Below are 17,727 nucleotides of genomic sequence, written 5' to 3' on the forward strand. Positions count from 1 at the left end.
TGATGCGCGCGAGATGAACGATGAGTGCGCCCTCGCCCAAGACGACGCCCTGTCCGCCGAACCGCGCGGTTGCCTGTTCGCGCTGTCCCAGCCGCCGCTGATGCTCTTCCTGGCCGTTATCGGCCTGCTGCTCCTGCTAGGTGCGGTACACGACCTCTACATCCTGTGAAGCCCCGACGAGCACCGTACGGCGGGTGGGCCGCGAAACTGCGGCCGTTCAGCCCGCCGCCTCCCGCCGCCGTGCGCGGTACGCCGCGACGTGCAGCCGGTTCCCGCAGGTCCGGCTGTCGCAGTAGCGCCGCGAGCGGTTGCGGGACAGGTCCACGAAGGCGTGCCGGCAATCCGGCGCCTCGCAGCGCCGCAGCCGCTCGCGCTCCCCGGCGACGAGGATGAAGGCCAGCGCCATCCCGCCGTCCGCGGCCAGGTGGTCGGCGACCGTGGCACCCGGCGCGAAGTAGTGGACGTGCCAGTCGTAGCCGTCGTGATCGGTCAGCTGCGGGGTGGTGCCCGCGGACGCGACCAGCGCGTTCAACCGTGCGGCCGCAGCGTGGTCGTCGTCGGCCGCGAAGATGTCCGCGAACCGCGCCCGCACGGCCCGTACGGCCGCCAGGTCGTCCGGCCCGAGCGCCCCCACATCGCTGACGTCGTTGCGCCGGACGAACTCCGCAAGGGTCGCGAGGTCGGTCAGGCTGTCGGGGGCGCCGGGGGAGTCGCCCTCGGGGGCGGTGTTCAGTAGATCGACGACCGCGTCCAGCGCGCACCGGGTGTCATGGGTGATCAGCACGGTTCCGCTCCCTGGCCGGGTGGGGTCGGCCGGAGCCGCCCCGGTGTCGTTGGCGAATGGTCGCCGACTCTAGCGCCTGGGACAAGCTTCGGCGCCGTCCCCGCGGTGGGTCTGCGGTGACGGCGCCGATGTGTGCCGTGTGAACTTTTCGGTCCTGCGCCGTCGCCCCGAGTCGGACGGTCGCAAGTGGGAGCGGGTGGATGCGGTGGGTGTGCGTGCTGCGTCTCAGCTCTCCGCCAGGATGTGGGAGAGCTCGGTGTCGAGATCGAAATGCCGATGCTCCGTACCGGGCGGTACGGCGGCATCCGTTCGCTTCAGGAAGGATTCCAGCGCACGCGCCGGGGCTTCCAGCAGGGCTTCCCCCTCCGGGGAGCTCAGGGCGATGCAGACGACACCCTGCCCGTGGCTCCGGGACGGCCAGACGCGGACGTCTCCGGTGCCCGTGGGCCGGTGCAGGCCCTCGGCGAGGAGGTCGCGGGCGAAAACCCACTCAACCGTTTCCTCGGCTCCGGTGTGGAAGGTGGCGTGCACGGCATACGGATCGGCCGTGTCATACCGCAGGCCCGCGGGTACAGGCAGTGAGGACTCGCTCGACACAACGAGGCGCAGGTGCAGCTCGCAGCTGACCGTGGTGTTCATAAGCGCCAGGGCCTTTCGCTCAGTGTGCGCTCGGGGATTCGCACGTCGGCGAAATCGACATGCCACCTACGGTGCCGTTGTAAACCCCTCTGACGGTTTTGGGTGGCTTCAGGTACCTCTTACGGCGGATTGCGTGATCGTCCCCGGCGGTAATTTCGCCAGGGCCACCCATCCGTTGCGTAGGCGACACGAATACGCAGAGTAACGGAACGGGGAGTGCTTTGCGATGATCTCCGTCGGTTCGGCGTGCCGGGTGCCGCGAGCGGTGTGCCGGACGGGTGCGGGGGCGTTCCGTCCGGGCCCGGGGAGATCGATAGTGCCGTCGCCGTGGTCAGGGGCGCCCCCGACGTGCGGTAATGTTGGCGATGCGCCCGGGCGATTAGCTCAGTGGGAGAGCGCTTCGTTCACACCGAAGAGGTCACTGGTTCGAACCCAGTATCGCCCACCCCGGACGACGGCCCGGAGACTCAAGTCTCCGGGCCGTTGCGGTTGTTGGGCGTTTCTCGGGCCGTGGGGCGCACACTGGGATCATGCCCGACTCGTCAGGCCCGTCGTGCCGACTGCACCGCTATCGCTTCCGCAGTGTGTGGCTGCTGAACGCCCCGCCCACCGTCGTCTATGCGGTGCTGGAGCGGGTCGAGGCGTATCCCCGCTGGTGGCCGCAGGTGCGCGAGGTCGTTCCGCTCGACGACCGCAGCGGCACCGCGCGGTTCCGGTCCTTTCTGCCGTACGAGCTGACCGTGGTGGCGGCCGAGGCCCTGCGGGACCCGGGGGCCGGGGTGCTGGAGATGGCGATGCGCGGGGACCTGGCCGGCTGGGCGCGCTGGACGATCGTGCCCGGAGTGGGCGGTACCCGGGCCGTCTTCGAGCAGGACGTGGAGGTCCGCAAGCCGATGCTGCGGCGCTGGGCGCTGCTGGGGCGGCCGCTGTTCCGGATCAATCACGCGCTGATGATGCGGGCCGGGCGGCGAGGACTGGCGGCCTGGCTGGCCCGCGGGTGAGGGGTGCCGGAAGAGGAATTTGATGGAAGGGCGCGGCGGCCTGTATCGTTCAGGTCGTTCGCGAGGGAAACCTCGCCGGAACCCGGGCGATTAGCTCAGTGGGAGAGCGCTTCGTTCACACCGAAGAGGTCACTGGTTCGAACCCAGTATCGCCCACCGGGATCATGGACCGGGTCGCCAAGAGGCGGCCCGGTTCTTTTTATTGGTCGGGTGCGGCCGTGATCCGCGGAACGGTGATCCCGTTTCGATGTCGGTGGTCTTGCGGGGAATTCCCGCCGGAATTCTGACCGGGAATCAGGCCGCGGCGGGGAGTTCCGGCCGCAACGGCCAATGCGGGTCGACCGCTTCCGGGGAACCGCTGCGGGCGAACCACGCCTGGAGGCCGCGCGCCTGTGCCGCGTACCAGACCGCCTGTCGGGTGTGCAGCTCGGCCGGTTGCAGCCCCTCCAGCCGGTCGGCGAAGCGCAGGCCCACCTCCCGGACCACTCGCAGTGCGGCCAGGGCGTCCGCGGCCGCCTCGTGGGCGTCGGTCAACTCGACCTCGTAGTGCACGCACAGGTCGGTGAGGGTGCGGCGGCCCTTGCGGTAGCGGTCCAGGTGCTTGTCCAGGACGCGCGGGTCGAGGACGTGCAGCGGATGCGCCCCCAGATAGGCGCCGAGCGAGCTGGCGCGGTGGCGTTTCAACTCCCGTTCCAGGAGCGTGAGATCGAACGGGGCGTTCATCACCACCAGAGGTCGGCCGGCCACCGCCTGGGCGGCCAGTGCGCGGGCCACCTCCTCCAGCACCGGCGCCGGCCAACGGCCGTGCAGTGCGAGGTGATCGGCGGTCAGACCGTGCACCGCTGTCGCGGCCTCCGGTATCTCCACGCCCGGGTTGATCAGCCAGCGGGTGACGCGCGGGGCGGCGCGCGGGGTTTCCTGGACTACCAGGGCGGCGGAGACGATGCGATCACGCTCGACGTCGATGCCCGTCGTCTCGGTGTCGAAGGCGGCAAGTGGACCGTCATACCAGCGCGGCATCATGCAACTCCTCGCGGTCGTACGGGGGATGACGGTGCACGTCACCCGAGCTGGTGATACCCGAGTCACGGTCGGCTCGAACCGCCCTTGTTTGCGGCCCGCTTGACGCGGAGACAACCACAGGGACGGGCCGGCGCACACCGCGCGGTCCGGCGGCTCCCGTGCGCCGGACCCCGCTCCGCCACCCCGACGCATCGATTCGGCACGGCCCGGAAGGCACCCGCGATGACCCTCGCGCAGCCCGAACCGGGCGGGCTGTCCCCCGCAAGCGGGCGGTACCCCCGGCCCTCCCTCACACCGCAGCGCGGTGGCCTCGCCACCACGGCCTGCATGGAAACCCTCCAGGTGGGCTACCTGCACGCGGTCGCCGCCGCTGCCGGGTGCTCGCTGGCGCAGCCCTTCCCGGACAACGGCATCGACTGGCACGTCAGCCATGCCGCGCCCGGCCACACCGTCGACGACGAGGTGACCATCAAGGTGCAGCTCAAGTGCACCTACCAGACGGCCCCGCGCCCGCCGGGGCCCACCTTCGCCTTCACGCTCGACAACGACCACCTGGTGAAGCTGGCCCGCACACCGGTGGCGGTGCACAAGATCCTCGTCGTGATGCTCGTCCCGCGGGAGCCGGACGACTGGCTGCGGGCCGGACACGACCACCTCGAACTGCGGCACTGCTGCTACTGGATCAACCTCGCCGGCCAGCCGGTGACCGGCCGGCGCAGGACCACTGTGCGGATCCCGACCACGCGGATCTTCGACGACCGCGCGCTCCGCGAGATCATGACGCGGGTCGGGGCGGGAGGGAGACCCTGATGGACCGGCCGACCGATGACTACGGCGCGTGGCCACCGGACCCCGCGCGGCTCGATCCTGGGGTGCTCGGTGCCCTGCTGGCCCGGCACGGTTGGCGGCGGCGGAGCGGCGCGGCCGGCCGCTACGCCCGCTGGACCCCGCCGGACGGGGCGGGCGGCACCAGCCTGTTGGTGCCCCACGACCGTCGATTCCCGGACAGCTCCGAGCTGCTGGCCGAGGCGCTGGCCGCGCTGGAACGGAGTGCCGCGCCCTCGGCCCGTGAGGTGCTGGTCGGCCTCGCGGTGCCCAGTGACGAGGTCCGCTGGGAGCGCGAGGTCCCCGACGGCGGCCCCGGCACCGCGTACTGGGTGGCGCAGGAGCAGTTGCGCGCGGCGGCCCGCGCCCTGTTGACCGCCGGCGCGCTGGGCAGCTACGCCCGGGCCGGCTATTACGGGGCCCGGCACCAGCGGCGGGCCGAGGGGTTCCTGGGCCAGGTGCTGGTCGGCCCGGTCCCGGTCGGTCCGCACCTGGCCGCGTTCGTCCCCGTACGGGCCGGGCGGGGAGTGGTCGCCGGGCTCCAGCGGGCACTGCACGCGGCCCGGGACGCCACCGACTACCAGCGGGCCACCGGCGGCATGGAGGCGTTCGACGCGGCGGTCGGGTTGGGCGTCTGTCACGAGCTGGTGCAGGCGCTGATCGCGCTGGTGCGGGACGCGGAGGGGGTGCGGATCGCCATCGCCTGGTCGCCCGCGGCCGGCGCCCCGGCCGGCTTCGCGGCCCGCCCCGAACCGGTCGAGTTCTCGCCCGGTGACCTGCCCGCGCTCCAGCAGGCCGCGCAGCGCTACGTCCGCGCCGAGCCGTCGCTGCCGGTGCGGGTGACCGGCACCGTCGTACGGCTGCGCCGGGAGCGGCCGGACGGCCCGGGATCGGTGCGGCTGCGGGTGATCACCGGGGCGGACGTGGGACAGGTACGGGCGGCCCTGGCTGCGGAGGACTACCGGATCGCCGGGCATGCGCACCTGGCCGGGTTGCCGATCCGGGTCAGCGGCCGGCTGGAGAGCAGGGGCGGCTTCCGGCGGATCACCGGCGGCCGGGACGTCACTCCCGTACAGGTCGATCCGGCCGACCGGGACCGGCTGTTGAAGGCGCTCCGGGAGGAGTCCGGGGGCGGCGGATTCGACGAGGGTGACGCGGCGTGCGACGGGTCGCCGGCGGACGCCTGAGCGGGCGGCCGGCACCGTTTCGCGGTGCGGTCCTGCGGCTCGGTACGATTCGGGGGCGCAGCAAACGCTGACGTGAGAGAGACATGAGTCAGGAGAGACCGGTGTCAGACGTCCGTGTGACCGTCCCACGCGATTCCGAGCGGGAAGAACGCGTGGTGACCACGGGCACTACGGCCGCCGACCTCTTCCAGGGCGAGCGCAGCATCGTGGCCGCACGGGTGGGCGGCGAGCTGAAGGACCTCGCGTACGAGCTGGCCGACGGAGACGAGGTCGAGCCCGTCGAGATCACCTCCGAGGACGGCCTGAACATCCTGCGGCACTCCGCCGCGCACGTGATGGCCCAGGCCGTGCAGGAGCTCTTCCCGGAGGCCAAGCTCGGCATCGGCCCGCCGATCAAGGACGGCTTCTACTACGACTTCGATGTCGAGAAGCCCTTCCACCCGGACGATCTCAAGCGCATCGAGAAGAAGATGCAGGAGATCCAGAAGCGCGGCCAGAAGTTCTCCCGCCGCGTGGTGTCCGACGACGAGGCCCGCGCGGAGCTGGCGGACGAGCCGTACAAGCTGGAGCTGATCGGCCTCAAGGGCTCCGCCGCGGACGCCGCCGAGGGTGCCTCCGCCGAGGTCGGCGCCGGTGAGCTGAGCATCTACGACAACCTCGACGCCAAGACCGGCGAGCTGTGCTGGAAGGACCTGTGCCGCGGTCCGCACCTGCCCAGCACCCGGGCCATCCCGGTCTTCAAGCTGATGCGGTCGGCCGCCGCCTACTGGCGCGGCAGCGAGAAGAACCCGCAGCTCCAGCGCATCTACGGCACCGCCTGGCCGACCAAGGACGAGCTCAAGGGCTACCTGGACTTCCTCGCCGAGGCCGAGAAGCGCGACCACCGCAAGCTCGGTGCCGAGCTGGACCTGTTCTCCATCCCGGAGGTGCTGGGTTCGGGTCTGGCCGTCTTCCACCCCAAGGGCGGCGTGGTCCGCAAGGTGATGGAGGACTACGCCCGCCGGCGCCACGAGCAGGCCGGGTACGAGTTCGTCAACACCCCGCACATCTCGAAGCAGAAGCTCTTCGAGATCTCCGGTCACCTGCCGAGCTACGCGGACGCCATGTTCCCGCCGGTGCAGTTCGAGGGCCAGGACTACCGCCTCAAGGCGATGAACTGCCCGATGCACAACCTGATCTTCCAGGCGCGCGGCCGCTCGTACCGCGAACTGCCCATGCGGCTCTTCGAGTTCGGCACGGTCTACCGTTACGAGAAGTCCGGTGTGGTGCACGGCCTGACCCGTGCCCGCGGCTTCACCCAGGACGACTCGCACATCTACTGCGCCAAGGAGCAGATGGCGCAGGAGCTGGACTCGCTCCTGACCTTCGTGCTCGACCTGCTGCGCGACTACGGCCTGAGCGACTTCTACCTGGAGCTGTCGACCCGCGACGACTCCGAGAAGTTCATCGGAGAGCCGGAGGAGTGGGCGGAGGCCACCGAGACGCTGCGCCAGGCCGCCGAGAAGCAGGGCCTGGAGCTCGTCATGGACCCGGGCGGTGCCGCGTACTACGGCCCGAAGATCTCGGTGCAGGCCAAGGACGCCATCGGCCGGACCTGGCAGATGTCGACGATCCAGGTCGACTTCCAGCAGCCCAAGCGGTTCGAGCTGGAGTACACCGCGGCGGATGGCACCAAGCAGCGGCCGGTCATGATCCACCGCGCGCTGTTCGGTTCCATCGAGCGGTTCTTCGCGGTGCTGCTGGAGCACTACGCGGGTGCCTTCCCGGCGTGGCTGGCCCCGGTGCAGGCCACCTGCATCCCGATTGGTGACGCCCACGTCTCGTACCTGGAGGAGTTCGCCGCGGAGGCGAAGGCCAAGGGGCTGCGGGTCGAGGTGGACGCCTCCTCGGACCGGATGCAGAAGAAGATCCGGAACGCGCAGAAGGCCAAGGTGCCGTTCATGATCCTCTCCGGTGACGAGGACATGGCCGCCGGGGCGGTGTCGTTCCGCTACCGCGACGGTTCGCAGGAGAACGGCATCCCGCGTGACCAGGCGCTGGCCAAGCTCCTGGACGTGGTGGAGCGCCGCGTCCAGGTCTGAGACGGCGGATGTCCGAGGGGCGGTCCCACCGGGATCGCCCCTCGCCGCTTCCCCCGCCGGCCCGGGAGAATATGCTTCGCAACATGACGAGTGAGCCGGAACAGCAGATCGGAGTCGGGACGCAGGACGCCTTCCAGCGCCTGTGGACGCCCCACCGGATGGCGTACATCCAGGGGGAGAACAAGCCGAGCGGCCCGGGGGCCGAGGACGGCTGTCCGTTCTGCACCATTCCCTCGAAGTCGGACGAGGACGGTCTGGTGGTCGCCCGCGGTGAGCGGGTGTACGCGGTGCTGAACCTCTACCCGTACAACGGCGGGCACCTCATGGTCGTCCCGTTCCGCCACGTCGCCGACTACACCGACCTCGACGAGGCGGAGACCGCGGAGCTGGCGGGCTTCACCAAGCGGGCGATGGTGGCGCTGCGCACCGCCTCCGGGGCGCACGGGTTCAACATCGGGATGAACCAGGGCTCGGTCGCCGGTGCCGGCATCGCCGCCCACCTCCACCAGCACGTCGTCCCCCGCTGGGGCGGCGACACCAACTTCATGCCGGTGGTCGGGCACACCAAGGTGCTGCCCCAACTCCTCGCCGACACCCGGGCGATGCTGGCCGCTGCCTGGCCGGCGTAGGCGCGCTGCGCGTCGGGTGGACGGGGCGACACGCGCCCGGATGAATCGTACATATCACCGCGATTGGGAATTTTTGCCCCTCTAATGGGGTGGTGACTTCCCTAGATCGTCGCTCCGTGCTGCGCGCGGCCGCCTCGGCCGCGGCCGCCGGCGCGCTCGCGGCGGGCTGCGACCCGAAGCGATCGGCGGACGCCTCCTCCTCCGTACCGGCCGCCGGCGGACCGAGCCCCCAAGGGACGGGCCGGTCCGCCCCCGCCCGGCACCCCGCCGCCCAGCCGCCGACCCGCGCGCCCGGCCTACCCGCGCAGATCGAGCACGGGCCGCGGGACGGCCACGCGGTGGCGTTGACCTTCCACGGCAGGGGCGACCCCAAGCTGGCCGAGGCACTGCTGGGCGAGGCCGAGCGGGCCGGCGCCCGGGTCACCGTGCTCGCCGTCGGCGACTGGCTCGACGAGCAGCCCGCGATGGCCCGCCGGATCCTGGACGGCGGTCATGAGCTGGGCAACCACACCATGCACCACCGCAACATCTGCGCGTTGCCCGCCGATGCCGCGTACGCCGAGATCAGCCAGTGCGCCGACCGGTTGCGGAAGCTCACCGGCAGCATCGGCAGCTGGTTCCGCCCCTCGCAGACCCGATGGGCCACCGGGCAGGTGATCCGGCTGGCCCGTCAGGCGGGCTATCCGCACGTCCTGTCGTACGACGTGGACTCCCTCGACGCGAACGATCCCGGCGCCCCGGCGGTCCAGCGCACGGTCCTGGACGGCGTCCGGCCGGGCTCGGTCGTCAGTCTCCACCTCGGGCACGCCGGCACGGTGGCCGCGCTGCCCCCGATCCTCGACGGCCTCCGCCGGCGCGGTCTGCGCGCGGTGACGACAACGGAGCTAGTGACCTGATGGCTGACCGGAACCGTACCCACCCCCGCCCGACCGGCTCCCGCCCCGCCCGTCCCACCCGCCGGGCCGCGCTGCTCGTCGTGGCCTGCGCCCTGGTGGCGGCGGGCTGCGCCGGCGGAGGGGAGCAGTCCGCCCCCGCCCCGCAGTCCGCCGGGGCCTCGCCCCACAAGCCCGTCATGCAGGGCCTGCCGGGGATGCCGCCGGTGCTGGACGCGCACGACCTGTACGCCGCGGACCGGCCCAACCAGCTGGCGCCGCAGGTCAAGCACTTCCCGTCGCGGGTGTACGTGCCCAACACCGGCTCCGACACGGTGAGCGTCATCGACCCCAAGACGTACAAGGTGATCGAGACGATCCCGGTGGGCGTGCAACCGCAGCACGTGGTGCCGTCCTGGGACATGAAGACGCTGTGGGTCAACAACAACCGGGGGCACGACCTCACCCCGATCGACCCGGCCACCGGCAAGTCCGGCAAGCCGGTCAAGGTCCACGACCCGTACAACCTGTACTTCACGCCGGACGGGAAGTACGCGGTGGTGATGGCGTCGATGGACCGGCAGCTGGTGTTCCGGGACCCGCACACGATGGAGATCCGCAAGACCCTCCCGGTCAGCTGCGCGGGCGTCAACCACGCCGACTTCTCGCCGGACGGGAAGTACTTCGTCGTCTCCTGCGAGTTCTCCGGTGAGCTGCTCAAGGTCGACACCGCGAAGATGGAGGTGATCGCGCAGCAGAAGCTGCCGTTCGACGGGGCGATGCCGCAGGACGTGAAGATCTCGCCGGACGGCAAGACCTGGTACATCGCCGACATGATGGCCGACGGCGTCTGGATCCTGAACGGCGACACCTTCGGCCGACCGAAGCTGCTGCCGACCGGCAAGGGGACGCACGGGCTCTACGTCAGCCGCGACTCCCGCTACATGTACATCTCCAACCGGGGCGAGGGGTCCATCTCGCTGCTGGACTTCAAGACCGGGGAACTGGTCGACAAGTGGCACATCCGCGGCGGGGGCAGCCCGGACATGGGCGGGGTCTCGGCGGACGGCAACGTGCTGTGGCTGTCCGGGCGGTACAACTCCGAGGTCTACGCGCTCGACACCCACACGGGGAAGACCCTGGCGAAGATCCGGGTCGGCGAGGGGCCGCACGGGCTGGCGGTCTATCCGCAGCCGGGGCGGTACTCGCTGGGGCACACGGGGATCTTCCGCTAGGGCCTGTCGTAGGCCCGGTCCTCGGCCGGAATGCGGAACGGGCGCGCGCCCGGCGGGAAGCCGTGCGCGCGCCCGTCCGTGCGGTGCGCGGGTGGTGCCTACGCGTTGTACTCGTCGACCTTGTGCGGCTCGGCGCTCTGGACCATGCCGCTGAGCACCAGGGAACGGTTGTCGAAGCGCTCGACGTTGACGCCGTTCTCCTTGAGGACGCTCATCGCGGCGGCGTGCACGGCCCGCAGGACCGGGGTCGCGGTGCGCAGCGCGTCGTCGGCCATGAAGCGGTGGCGCCAGGGCTTGTCGGCCCAGACGTGACGCAGGCCGAACGGTTCGGGAAGGGCGAGTTTGCCGCCGAGGAAGTCCAGCACCGGCGGGAACCACGTCAGCGGGGCGCGGGCGGCCAGCCGGACCACCTCCGACGGCTCGATCAGCGGCAGCGTGTGGGTCTTGGTCTCCCAGAACCGGACGACCTTGGCGACCTCCTTGGTCTTGGGCTCCGGCTTGCCGGTGAACAGGGAGTTGACCGGGCCGAGGGCGTGCCCGCTGACCTCGATGCGCAGCGTCTCGTGGAGCACGGTGACGGTGATCATCAGCGTGATCACCAACTGGCCGTCCCACAGGACGAACTGGACGCCGAGGTAGTGCCGGTTGCCGCTGCCGAACTGCTGCTCGTTGCAGATCCGCGCTATCTCGTGGTCGCGGACCTCGTACCCGTCGACGTGGGTGCCCTCGGGGCGGGCGACGGCCTTGGCCTTCTCGCCCACGGGGGAGACGATCCAGTGGCGGACCGACGGCGGCTGCTGGAACCCGCCGGTGTGCAACGGGCTGCGCTCCAGCAGGCGCAGCCGGTCGTGGATCGCGCGGATGACGTCCCAGCTGCGGAAGGGGTGGATGTCGGTGCCCTCTTGGGCCGGCCGGAGCTCCTCGGCGAGCTGCCAGCTGCCCCATCGGGTGCCCATGCCGAGTATGCCCTTGGGGCCGGCGTAGAAGACGACGTTGCTGCGCTGCTCGGCGGAGACCTTGGCGAGGTTGTGGCGGAGGGTCTCGGCGGAGGTGTGGTTGGGGTCCTGCGGCACCGCCTCGGGGATCTTCGCGGCGACGCCGCCGCCCTCCAGGAGTCCCTTCCACGCCTCCCGCAGGGTCACCGCGGTCCGCTCGCAGATCTGCTTGGCCAGCCACCAGCCCACCACCGGGGCGACGATCATGCCCCGGGCGTACAGCGGCCAGAAGCCGCTGAGCGGCAGCTTGACCATGAAGAACAGGCCGACGCCGGCGAGCAGGACCAGCAGCGCACCGCCCAGCAGGGAGATGCCTTTGCCCTCGCCGTCCTTGGAGAACATCTTGCGGAGCTGGAAGGCGCCCAGCCAGAGCAGCACCCCGGGCAGGAAGAGCAGCCCGCACACCACCATCAGGATCGTCAGCTGGGAGTCGCGCTGCTTGCGGATGCGGGTGGCCGACAGACAGTGCTCGACGACGGTCTGCGGCTCCGTGCCGAAGGACTGGATCAGTGGTTTGCGGCCGCCGCCGAGCATGCGCACCTGGACGGCGCGGGCGAACGCCTCACCGAGGTTGGGCGCGAACAGCGACAGCTTGGGCTTCTTGATCTCGGAGGTGCCGGAGTCGGAGTCGGCCTTGGAGATGTCGGCCAGCGGGCTGTCCCGGTAGGCAGCCGAGGCCAGGGCCTGGGTCGCCGCCGTCTGCCCGGCGCCGCCCGAGATGGGGACCTGCGCCCCCGGACTGAAGTCAAAGCCGTCTGCCACTACCGCCCCCATCACGCGCGTATCCGCTGATGCGCTCTACCCGACTACGCTTCCACGCACACCTGCTGGGCCGGCGTGCCGGCAGGTTGGCCCGGAACGCGCGGCTCAGCGGCCGAAGCCCCAGCGTACAGCCGCCGGCCCGGCCCAACAGGGCCATATGGGACGGCGGCTGACCGGCCGTTAACTATGCGCCGTTCTCGGCCTGTTCCCGCATTTTGGCGGCGAGCTGCCCGGGCATCGGCTCGTGCCGCAGGTACCCGCGACTGAAGCGGCCGGTGCCGTGGGAGAGCGAGCGCAGGTCGACGGCGTAGCGCCCGATCTCGATCTCCGGCACCTCGCTGCGGATCAGGGTGCGGCCGGCGCCGGACTGCTCGGTGCCCACGACCCGGCCGCGGCGGCCGGAGAGGTCGCTGAGCACCTGGCCGACGTATTCGTCCGGCACCAGGACGCTCACGTCGGCGACCGGTTCCAGGAGGTCGACCGTGATCTGCGCGGCGGCCTCCCGCAGGGCCAGCCCGCCCGCCGTCTGGAACGCCGCGTCCGAGGAGTCGACCGAGTGGGACTTGCCGTCGAGCAGCGTGACCCGGATGTCGACGAGCGGATGTCCGGCGGCGATCCCGCGGGCGGCCTGGGCGCGGACGCCCTTCTCGACGGACGGGATGAACTGCCGGGGGACCGCACCGCCGACGACCTTGTCGACGAACTCGATGCCGGAGCCGCCCGGCAGCGGTTCGACCTGGATCTCGCAGATCGCGAACTGGCCGTGGCCGCCGGACTGTTTGACATGCCGGCCGCGGCCCGCGGCGGGGCCGCCGAACGTCTCCCGCAGCGCGACCCTGTGGTCGACGGTGTCGACCTGGACGCCGTAGCGGGAGCGCAGCCGCTCCAGGGCCACGTCGGCGTGTGCCTCGCCCATGCACCACAGGACGACCTGGCGGGTGTCCTGGTTGTGCTCCAGGCGCATCGTGGGGTCCTCGGCGACCAGCCGGGCCAGGCCCTGGGACAGCTTGTCCTCGTCGGCCTTGCTGTGCGCCCGGATGGCGACCGGCAGCAGCGGGTCCGGCATCGCCCACGGTTCCATCAGCAGCGGGCCGTCCTTGCCGGAGAGGGTGTCGCCGGTCTCGGCGCGGGTCAGCTTGGCCACGCAGGCCAGGTCGCCGGCGATGGCCTGGGGGAGCGGGCGCTGCTGTTTGCCGAACGGTGCGGACAGCGCGCCGACCCGCTCGTCGACGTCGTGGTCCTCGTGGCCCCGGTCCGTGAGGCCGTGGCCGGAGACGTGCACCGTCTCGTCGGGGCGCAGGGTGCCGGAGAAGACCCGCACGAGGGAGAGCCGGCCTACGTACGGGTCGGAGGAGGTCTTGACCACCTCGGCGGCGAGCGGGCCCTCCGGGTCGCAGCCCAGGCTCGGCCGCGGGGAGCCGTCGGGGCTGGTCACGGCGGGGGCCTCGCGCTCCGCGGGGGTGGGGAAGCCGCCGGTGATCAGTTCCAGCAGTTCGACGGTGCCCAGCCCCTGCTTGGCACCGTCGCTGGCCGGGGCCGCGGCCAGGACGGGATGGAAGGCGCCCCGGGCGACCGCGGTCTCCAGGTCGCCGATGAGCGTCTTGACGTCGATCTCCTCGCCGGCGAGGTAGCGGTCCATGAGGGTCTCGTCCTCGCTCTCGGCGATGATCCCCTCGATGAGGCGGTTGCGGGCCGCCTCGATCAGCGGCAGCTCGTCCTCGGTGGGCGCGCGCTCGCTGCGGGTCCCCGAGGAGTAGTCGAAGACGCGCTGGGAGAGCAGGCCGATCAGGCCCTCGACGGGGGCGTGGCCGTCGGCGCCGGGGGTCCCGTACAAGGGGAGGTACAGGGGGAGGACGGCGTCCGGGTCCTCGCCGCCGAGGGTGACGGCGCAGCGCCGGGTCATCTCGTCGAAGTCGGCTCGGGCGGCCTCCAGGTGGGTGACGACCAGGGCGCGCGGCATCCCGACGGCCGCGCACTCGTCCCAGACCATCCGGGTCGGGCCGGCCACGCCGTCGGCCGCCGAGACAACGAAGAGGGCCGCGTCCGCTGCGCGCAGACCGGCCCTGAGCTCCCCGACGAAGTCGGCGTATCCGGGGGTGTCCAACAGATTGATCTTGATTCCGCCCCAGTCGACGGGGACCAGGGAGAGCTGTACGGAGCGTTGCTGCCGGTGCTCGATCTCGTCGTAGTCGGACAGGCTGCCACCGTCCTCGACGCGGCCCGCCCGATTGACCGCGCCGGACGCCAGCGCGAGTGCCTCGACCAGGGTGGTCTTTCCGGAGCCGCTGTGGCCGACCAGCACCACATTGCGCAGGGCAGCGGGCCGGTCGGCCGCTGGTGCCCTTCCGGCGGCTCCTGGGTGTGTACTCGACTTCTCGCTCATGTGTCTCGCCTCCAGGTCGACACTTTGCGGTGATTCGAGCTTTCCACCGGGTTCAGGATGCGTCCATACGTGGCACACGGGCCCGCTGCTCGCAAGGCATCGCCCGGCCGCCCGGCGGAGCCCGCGGGCGCGTGGGCGGGCGCGCGGCGGCCGGCCCGAGCCGTGGGATGCGCCCCGCGCCGCGATGCGTTCGCGGTGCCCCACGACCGCGTGGCTACGATGGGCCAGCCGGTGGCCCCTTGACCGCGCGGCTCGTATCGACTTCCGGGAAGGTCATGCTGAACAAGTACGCGCGTGCGTTCTTCACGCGTGTTCTCACACCGTTCGCCGCCCTGCTCATCCGTCTGGGGGTCAGCCCGGACGCGGTCACCCTCGTCGGGACCGGCGGTGTGGTGGCCGGTGCCCTGATCTTCTATCCCCAGGGTGAGTTCTTCTGGGGCACGGTCGTGATCACGCTGTTCGTCTTCTCCGATCTGGTCGACGGCAACATGGCGCGCCAGCTGGGGCGCTCCAGCCGGTGGGGCGCCTTCCTGGACTCCACCCTCGACCGGGTCGCGGACTCGGCGATCTTCGGCGGGCTGGCCCTCTGGTACGCGGGGCGCGGCGACAGCCTGGCGCTCTGCGCGATCGCCATCTTCTGCCTCGCCAGCGGCCAGGTCGTCTCGTACACCAAGGCGCGCGGTGAGGCCATCGGACTGCCGGTGGACGTGAACGGCCTGGTGGAGCGGGCCGAGCGGCTGGTCATCTCGCTGGTCGCCTGCGGCCTGTCCGGGTTGCACAAGTTCGGCGTGCCGGGCGTCGAGGTCCTGCTGCCGATCGCCCTGTGGGTGGTCGCCATCGGCAGCGCCGTCACCCTCGGCCAGCGCGTGGTGACGGTACGCCGGGAGTCGGCCGAGGCCGACGCCATTGCTCAAGGGGGGAACGGCTGATGGGAAGTCGGACGCTGATCGACACGGAAAAGCTGGCGGACGGGCTGTACGGCCTGGGCTGGAGCACCGTCAAACGGCTCCCCGAAGGGGTCGCGGTGCGGCTCGGGCAGCAGCTCGCGGACCTCGCCTGGCGGCGCCGCGGCAAGGGCGTCCTGCGCCTGGAGTCCAACCTCGCCCGGGTCGTCCCGGACGCCTCCCCGCAGCGGCTGGCCGCCCTCTCCCGGGCCGGGATGCGCTCGTACATGCGGTACTGGATGGAGTCCTTCCGGCTACCGGCGTGGAGCACGGAGCGGATAAAGGCCGGTTTCACCCCCGAGGACGTGCACCACCTGGAGGACGGCCTCAAGAGCGACCGCGGGGTGATCCTGGCGCTGCCCCACATGGGCAACTACGACCTGGCCGGCGTCTGGGTCACCACCAAGCTCGGTGTCCCGTTCACCACCGTCGCCGAGCGCCTCAAGCCGGAGTCCCTCTACGACCGGTTCGTCGCCTACCGCGAGGGCCTGGGCATGGAGGTGCTGCCGCACACCGGCGGCGCCGCGTTCGGCACGCTGGCCCGGCGGCTGCGCGCCGGCGGCCTGGTCTGCCTGGTCGCCGACCGCGACCTGTCCAGCTCCGGGATACCGGTGAAGTTCTTCGGCGAGGAAACGAAGATGCCGGCCGGGCCCGCGATGCTCGCCGTCCAGACCGGCGCGATGCTGCTGCCGGTCACCCTCTGGTACGACGACACCCCCATCATGCGCGGCCGGGTCCACCCGGAGATCGAGGTGCCCGAGCACGGCACCCACACCGAGAAGGCGGCCCACATGACCCAGGCGCTCGCCGACACCTTCGCCTCCGGCATCGCCGACCACCCCGAGGACTGGCACATGCTCCAGCGCCTGTGGCTCGCCGACCTGACACCGCGCGTCGAGGCCCCCGGAACGGAGCCCGCGTGAAGATCGGCATCGTCTGCCCGTACTCCTGGGACGTCCCAGGCGGCGTGCAGTTCCACATCCGCGACCTGGCCGAGCACCTGATCCGCCTCGGCCACGAGGTCTCCGTACTGGCCCCCGCCGACGACGAGACCCCGCTGCCCCCCTACGTCGTCCCGGCCGGCCGCGCCGTCCCCGTGCCGTACAACGGCTCGGTCGCCCGCCTCAACTTCGGCTTCCTCTCCGCGGCACGGGTCCGCCGCTGGCTGCAGAACGGCGCCTTCGACGTCATCCACATCCACGAGCCCGCCTCGCCGTCCCTGGGCCTGCTCGCCTGCTGGGCGGCGCAGGGCCCGATCGTGGCGACCTTCCACACCTCCAACCCGCGCTCCCGCGCCATGATCGCCGCGTATCCGATCCTCCAGCCCGCCCTGGAGAAGATCAGCGCCCGGATCGCGGTCAGCGAGTACGCCCGCCGCACCCTGGTCGAGCACCTCGGCGGCGATGCCGTGGTCATCCCCAACGGCGTGGACGTCGACTTCTTCGCCCGGGCCGAGCCGCGGCCCGAGTGGCAGGGCCGCACCATCGGCTTCATCGGCCGGATCGACGAGCCCCGCAAGGGCCTGCCGGTCCTGATGAAGGCGCTGCCCGCGATCCTCGCCGCGGTCCCCGACGCCCGGCTCCTGGTCGCCGGCCGCGGCGACCAGGAAGAAGCGGTCGCCGGCCTGCCCGCCGAGCTGCGCTCCCGGGTCGAGTTCCTCGGCATGGTCTCCGACGAGGACAAGGCGCGACTGCTGCGCAGCGTGGACGTCTACGTCGCGCCCAATACGGGCGGCGAGTCCTTCGGCATCATCCTCGTGGAGGCGATGTCCGCCGCGGCGCCCGTACTGGCCAGCGACCTCGACGCGTTCGCCCAGGTTCTGGACCAGGGCGAGGCCGGTGAACTCTTCGCCAACGAGGACGCCGAGGCGCTCGCCGCTGCGGCGGTACGGCTGCTGAACGCCCCCGAACGACTCGTCGAGCTCAGCGAACGCGGCAGCAAGCACGTCCGCCGCTTCGACTGGACCACCGTCGGGGCGGACATCCTCGCCGTCTACGAGACGGTGGCCGCCGGCGCGTCGGCCGTGGCGACCGACGAGCGGGTGGGCCTGCGGGGGCGCCGCCGGCTTGCCAGGGATTAGCCGGTCCGCGGCGCTTGGGTGGGCTTCCCACGTTGTCGGCTGTCCCGCCGTGGGGGTTCTTGTTGTTGCGCCTAACGGCGCGGGGTTTGCTCGTACGTTGCCGGGGGCGGTGCCGTTCGCCTGGCGGCGGGCTGTTGTCCGCTGCCGGTCCGCTGCGCGGGGCCGGGTTTCGTACGTTGCCGGGTGCGGCGTCGTTTCGCCTGGCGGCGTGGGGTGTTGTCCGCTGCGCGGGGCTGTTGGGTGCGGTGTCGGGGCGGAGGGGTCGGTGTGCAGGACTGCTGCGCTTT

Annotated in this window: 16 protein-coding genes and 2 tRNA genes; 13 read left to right on the plus strand and 5 right to left on the minus strand. The window is 71.5% G+C overall.

Going from position 1 to position 17,727, the window contains the following annotated elements; genetic code table 11:
• Window positions 1–13 precede the first annotated feature (13 nt).
• Window positions 14–169 (plus strand): hypothetical protein, encoded by a 156-nt coding sequence (locus tag ACFVT2_RS37810; protein ID WP_390025641.1) that lies wholly within the window; start codon window positions 14–16, stop codon window positions 167–169.
• A gap of 48 nt (window positions 170–217) precedes the next feature.
• Here ACFVT2_RS37810 and ACFVT2_RS37815 read toward each other — a convergent pair whose 3' ends face one another.
• Entirely contained in the window at window positions 218–784 is a 567-nt protein-coding gene (locus ACFVT2_RS37815) for a CGNR zinc finger domain-containing protein (RefSeq protein WP_390025643.1), read from the minus strand.
• A 225-nt stretch (window positions 785–1,009) separates the two neighbouring features.
• On the minus strand, window positions 1,010–1,423 hold the full coding sequence (locus ACFVT2_RS37820) for an SsgA family sporulation/cell division regulator (protein WP_003959770.1): 414 nt from the start codon (window positions 1,421–1,423) through the stop codon (window positions 1,010–1,012).
• A gap of 373 nt (window positions 1,424–1,796) precedes the next feature.
• Between ACFVT2_RS37820 and ACFVT2_RS37825 the strand changes: the two genes are divergently transcribed.
• The 3 genes from ACFVT2_RS37825 to ACFVT2_RS37835 all read left to right on the plus strand — a co-directional run bounded on the left by ACFVT2_RS37825 (window position 1,797) and on the right by ACFVT2_RS37835 (window position 2,580).
• Window positions 1,797–1,868: transfer RNA gene (locus tag ACFVT2_RS37825), tRNA-Val, on the plus strand.
• 85 nt (window positions 1,869–1,953) lie between these two features.
• Complete coding sequence (locus ACFVT2_RS37830) at window positions 1,954–2,424, plus strand: SRPBCC family protein (RefSeq protein WP_390025645.1); 471 nt, start codon at window positions 1,954–1,956, stop codon at window positions 2,422–2,424.
• Window positions 2,425–2,508: 84 nt separating this feature from the next.
• Window positions 2,509–2,580: transfer RNA gene (locus ACFVT2_RS37835), tRNA-Val, on the plus strand.
• Between the two features lie 138 nt (window positions 2,581–2,718).
• On the opposite strand, the gene ACFVT2_RS37840 is transcribed toward ACFVT2_RS37835, so the two are convergent.
• Window positions 2,719–3,444, minus strand: a complete 726-nt coding sequence (locus ACFVT2_RS37840; RefSeq protein WP_390025667.1) for an exonuclease domain-containing protein — start codon at window positions 3,442–3,444, stop codon at window positions 2,719–2,721.
• Window positions 3,445–3,669: 225 nt separating this feature from the next.
• On the opposite strand from ACFVT2_RS37840, the gene ACFVT2_RS37845 reads away from it, so the two are divergent.
• The 6 genes from ACFVT2_RS37845 to ACFVT2_RS37870 all read left to right on the plus strand — a co-directional run bounded on the left by ACFVT2_RS37845 (window position 3,670) and on the right by ACFVT2_RS37870 (window position 10,276).
• Window positions 3,670–4,257 carry a DUF4365 domain-containing protein gene (locus tag ACFVT2_RS37845; RefSeq protein ID WP_390025647.1) on the plus strand — a complete coding sequence of 196 codons (588 nt, stop codon included), beginning with the start codon at window positions 3,670–3,672 and terminating at the stop codon, window positions 4,255–4,257.
• Window positions 4,257–5,459, plus strand: a complete 1,203-nt coding sequence (locus ACFVT2_RS37850; protein ID WP_390025649.1) for a hypothetical protein — start codon at window positions 4,257–4,259, stop codon at window positions 5,457–5,459. The genes ACFVT2_RS37845 and ACFVT2_RS37850 overlap by 1 nt, the downstream gene beginning before the upstream one ends.
• 101 nt (window positions 5,460–5,560) lie before the next feature.
• Window positions 5,561–7,540 carry a threonine--tRNA ligase gene (thrS, locus tag ACFVT2_RS37855; protein ID WP_390025651.1) on the plus strand — a complete coding sequence of 660 codons (1,980 nt, stop codon included), beginning with the start codon at window positions 5,561–5,563 and terminating at the stop codon, window positions 7,538–7,540.
• Window positions 7,541–7,611: 71 nt separating this feature from the next.
• Window positions 7,612–8,169, plus strand: coding sequence for an HIT family protein (locus ACFVT2_RS37860; protein ID WP_390025653.1), 558 nt, complete (start codon window positions 7,612–7,614; stop codon window positions 8,167–8,169).
• 116 nt (window positions 8,170–8,285) lie between these two features.
• Window positions 8,286–9,065 carry a polysaccharide deacetylase family protein gene (locus ACFVT2_RS37865; RefSeq protein ID WP_390025669.1) on the plus strand — a complete coding sequence of 260 codons (780 nt, stop codon included), beginning with the start codon at window positions 8,286–8,288 and terminating at the stop codon, window positions 9,063–9,065.
• Window positions 9,065–10,276, plus strand: a complete 1,212-nt coding sequence (locus tag ACFVT2_RS37870) for a YncE family protein (RefSeq protein WP_390025654.1) — start codon at window positions 9,065–9,067, stop codon at window positions 10,274–10,276. The genes ACFVT2_RS37865 and ACFVT2_RS37870 overlap by 1 nt, the downstream gene beginning before the upstream one ends.
• A gap of 98 nt (window positions 10,277–10,374) precedes the next feature.
• On the opposite strand, the gene ACFVT2_RS37875 is transcribed toward ACFVT2_RS37870, so the two are convergent.
• Together ACFVT2_RS37875 and ACFVT2_RS37880 are read right to left on the minus strand one after the other, a co-directional pair.
• Window positions 10,375–12,045, minus strand: a complete 1,671-nt coding sequence (locus tag ACFVT2_RS37875; RefSeq protein WP_390025656.1) for a hypothetical protein — start codon at window positions 12,043–12,045, stop codon at window positions 10,375–10,377.
• Window positions 12,046–12,217: 172 nt separating this feature from the next.
• On the minus strand, window positions 12,218–14,416 hold the full coding sequence (locus ACFVT2_RS37880; RefSeq protein ID WP_390025657.1) for an elongation factor G-like protein EF-G2: 2,199 nt from the start codon (window positions 14,414–14,416) through the stop codon (window positions 12,218–12,220).
• A gap of 275 nt (window positions 14,417–14,691) precedes the next feature.
• Here ACFVT2_RS37880 and pgsA point away from each other — a divergent pair, with 275 nt between their 5' ends.
• The 3 genes from pgsA to ACFVT2_RS37895 are packed head-to-tail and all read left to right on the plus strand — an operon-like array spanning window position 14,692 to window position 17,440.
• Window positions 14,692–15,345, plus strand: a complete 654-nt coding sequence (pgsA, locus tag ACFVT2_RS37885) for a phosphatidylinositol phosphate synthase (protein ID WP_390025659.1) — start codon at window positions 14,692–14,694, stop codon at window positions 15,343–15,345.
• Complete coding sequence (locus ACFVT2_RS37890; protein ID WP_390025661.1) at window positions 15,345–16,283, plus strand: phosphatidylinositol mannoside acyltransferase; 939 nt, start codon at window positions 15,345–15,347, stop codon at window positions 16,281–16,283. The genes pgsA and ACFVT2_RS37890 overlap by 1 nt, the downstream gene beginning before the upstream one ends.
• Window positions 16,280–17,440, plus strand: a complete 1,161-nt coding sequence (locus ACFVT2_RS37895; protein WP_390025663.1) for a glycosyltransferase family 4 protein — start codon at window positions 16,280–16,282, stop codon at window positions 17,438–17,440. The genes ACFVT2_RS37890 and ACFVT2_RS37895 overlap by 4 nt, the downstream gene beginning before the upstream one ends.
• Window positions 17,441–17,727: the final 287 nt, after the last annotated feature.

The sequence above is a fragment of the Streptomyces sp. NPDC058000 genome (genome assembly GCF_042886435.1).
Taxonomy (GTDB): Bacteria; Actinomycetota; Actinomycetes; order Streptomycetales; family Streptomycetaceae; genus Streptomyces.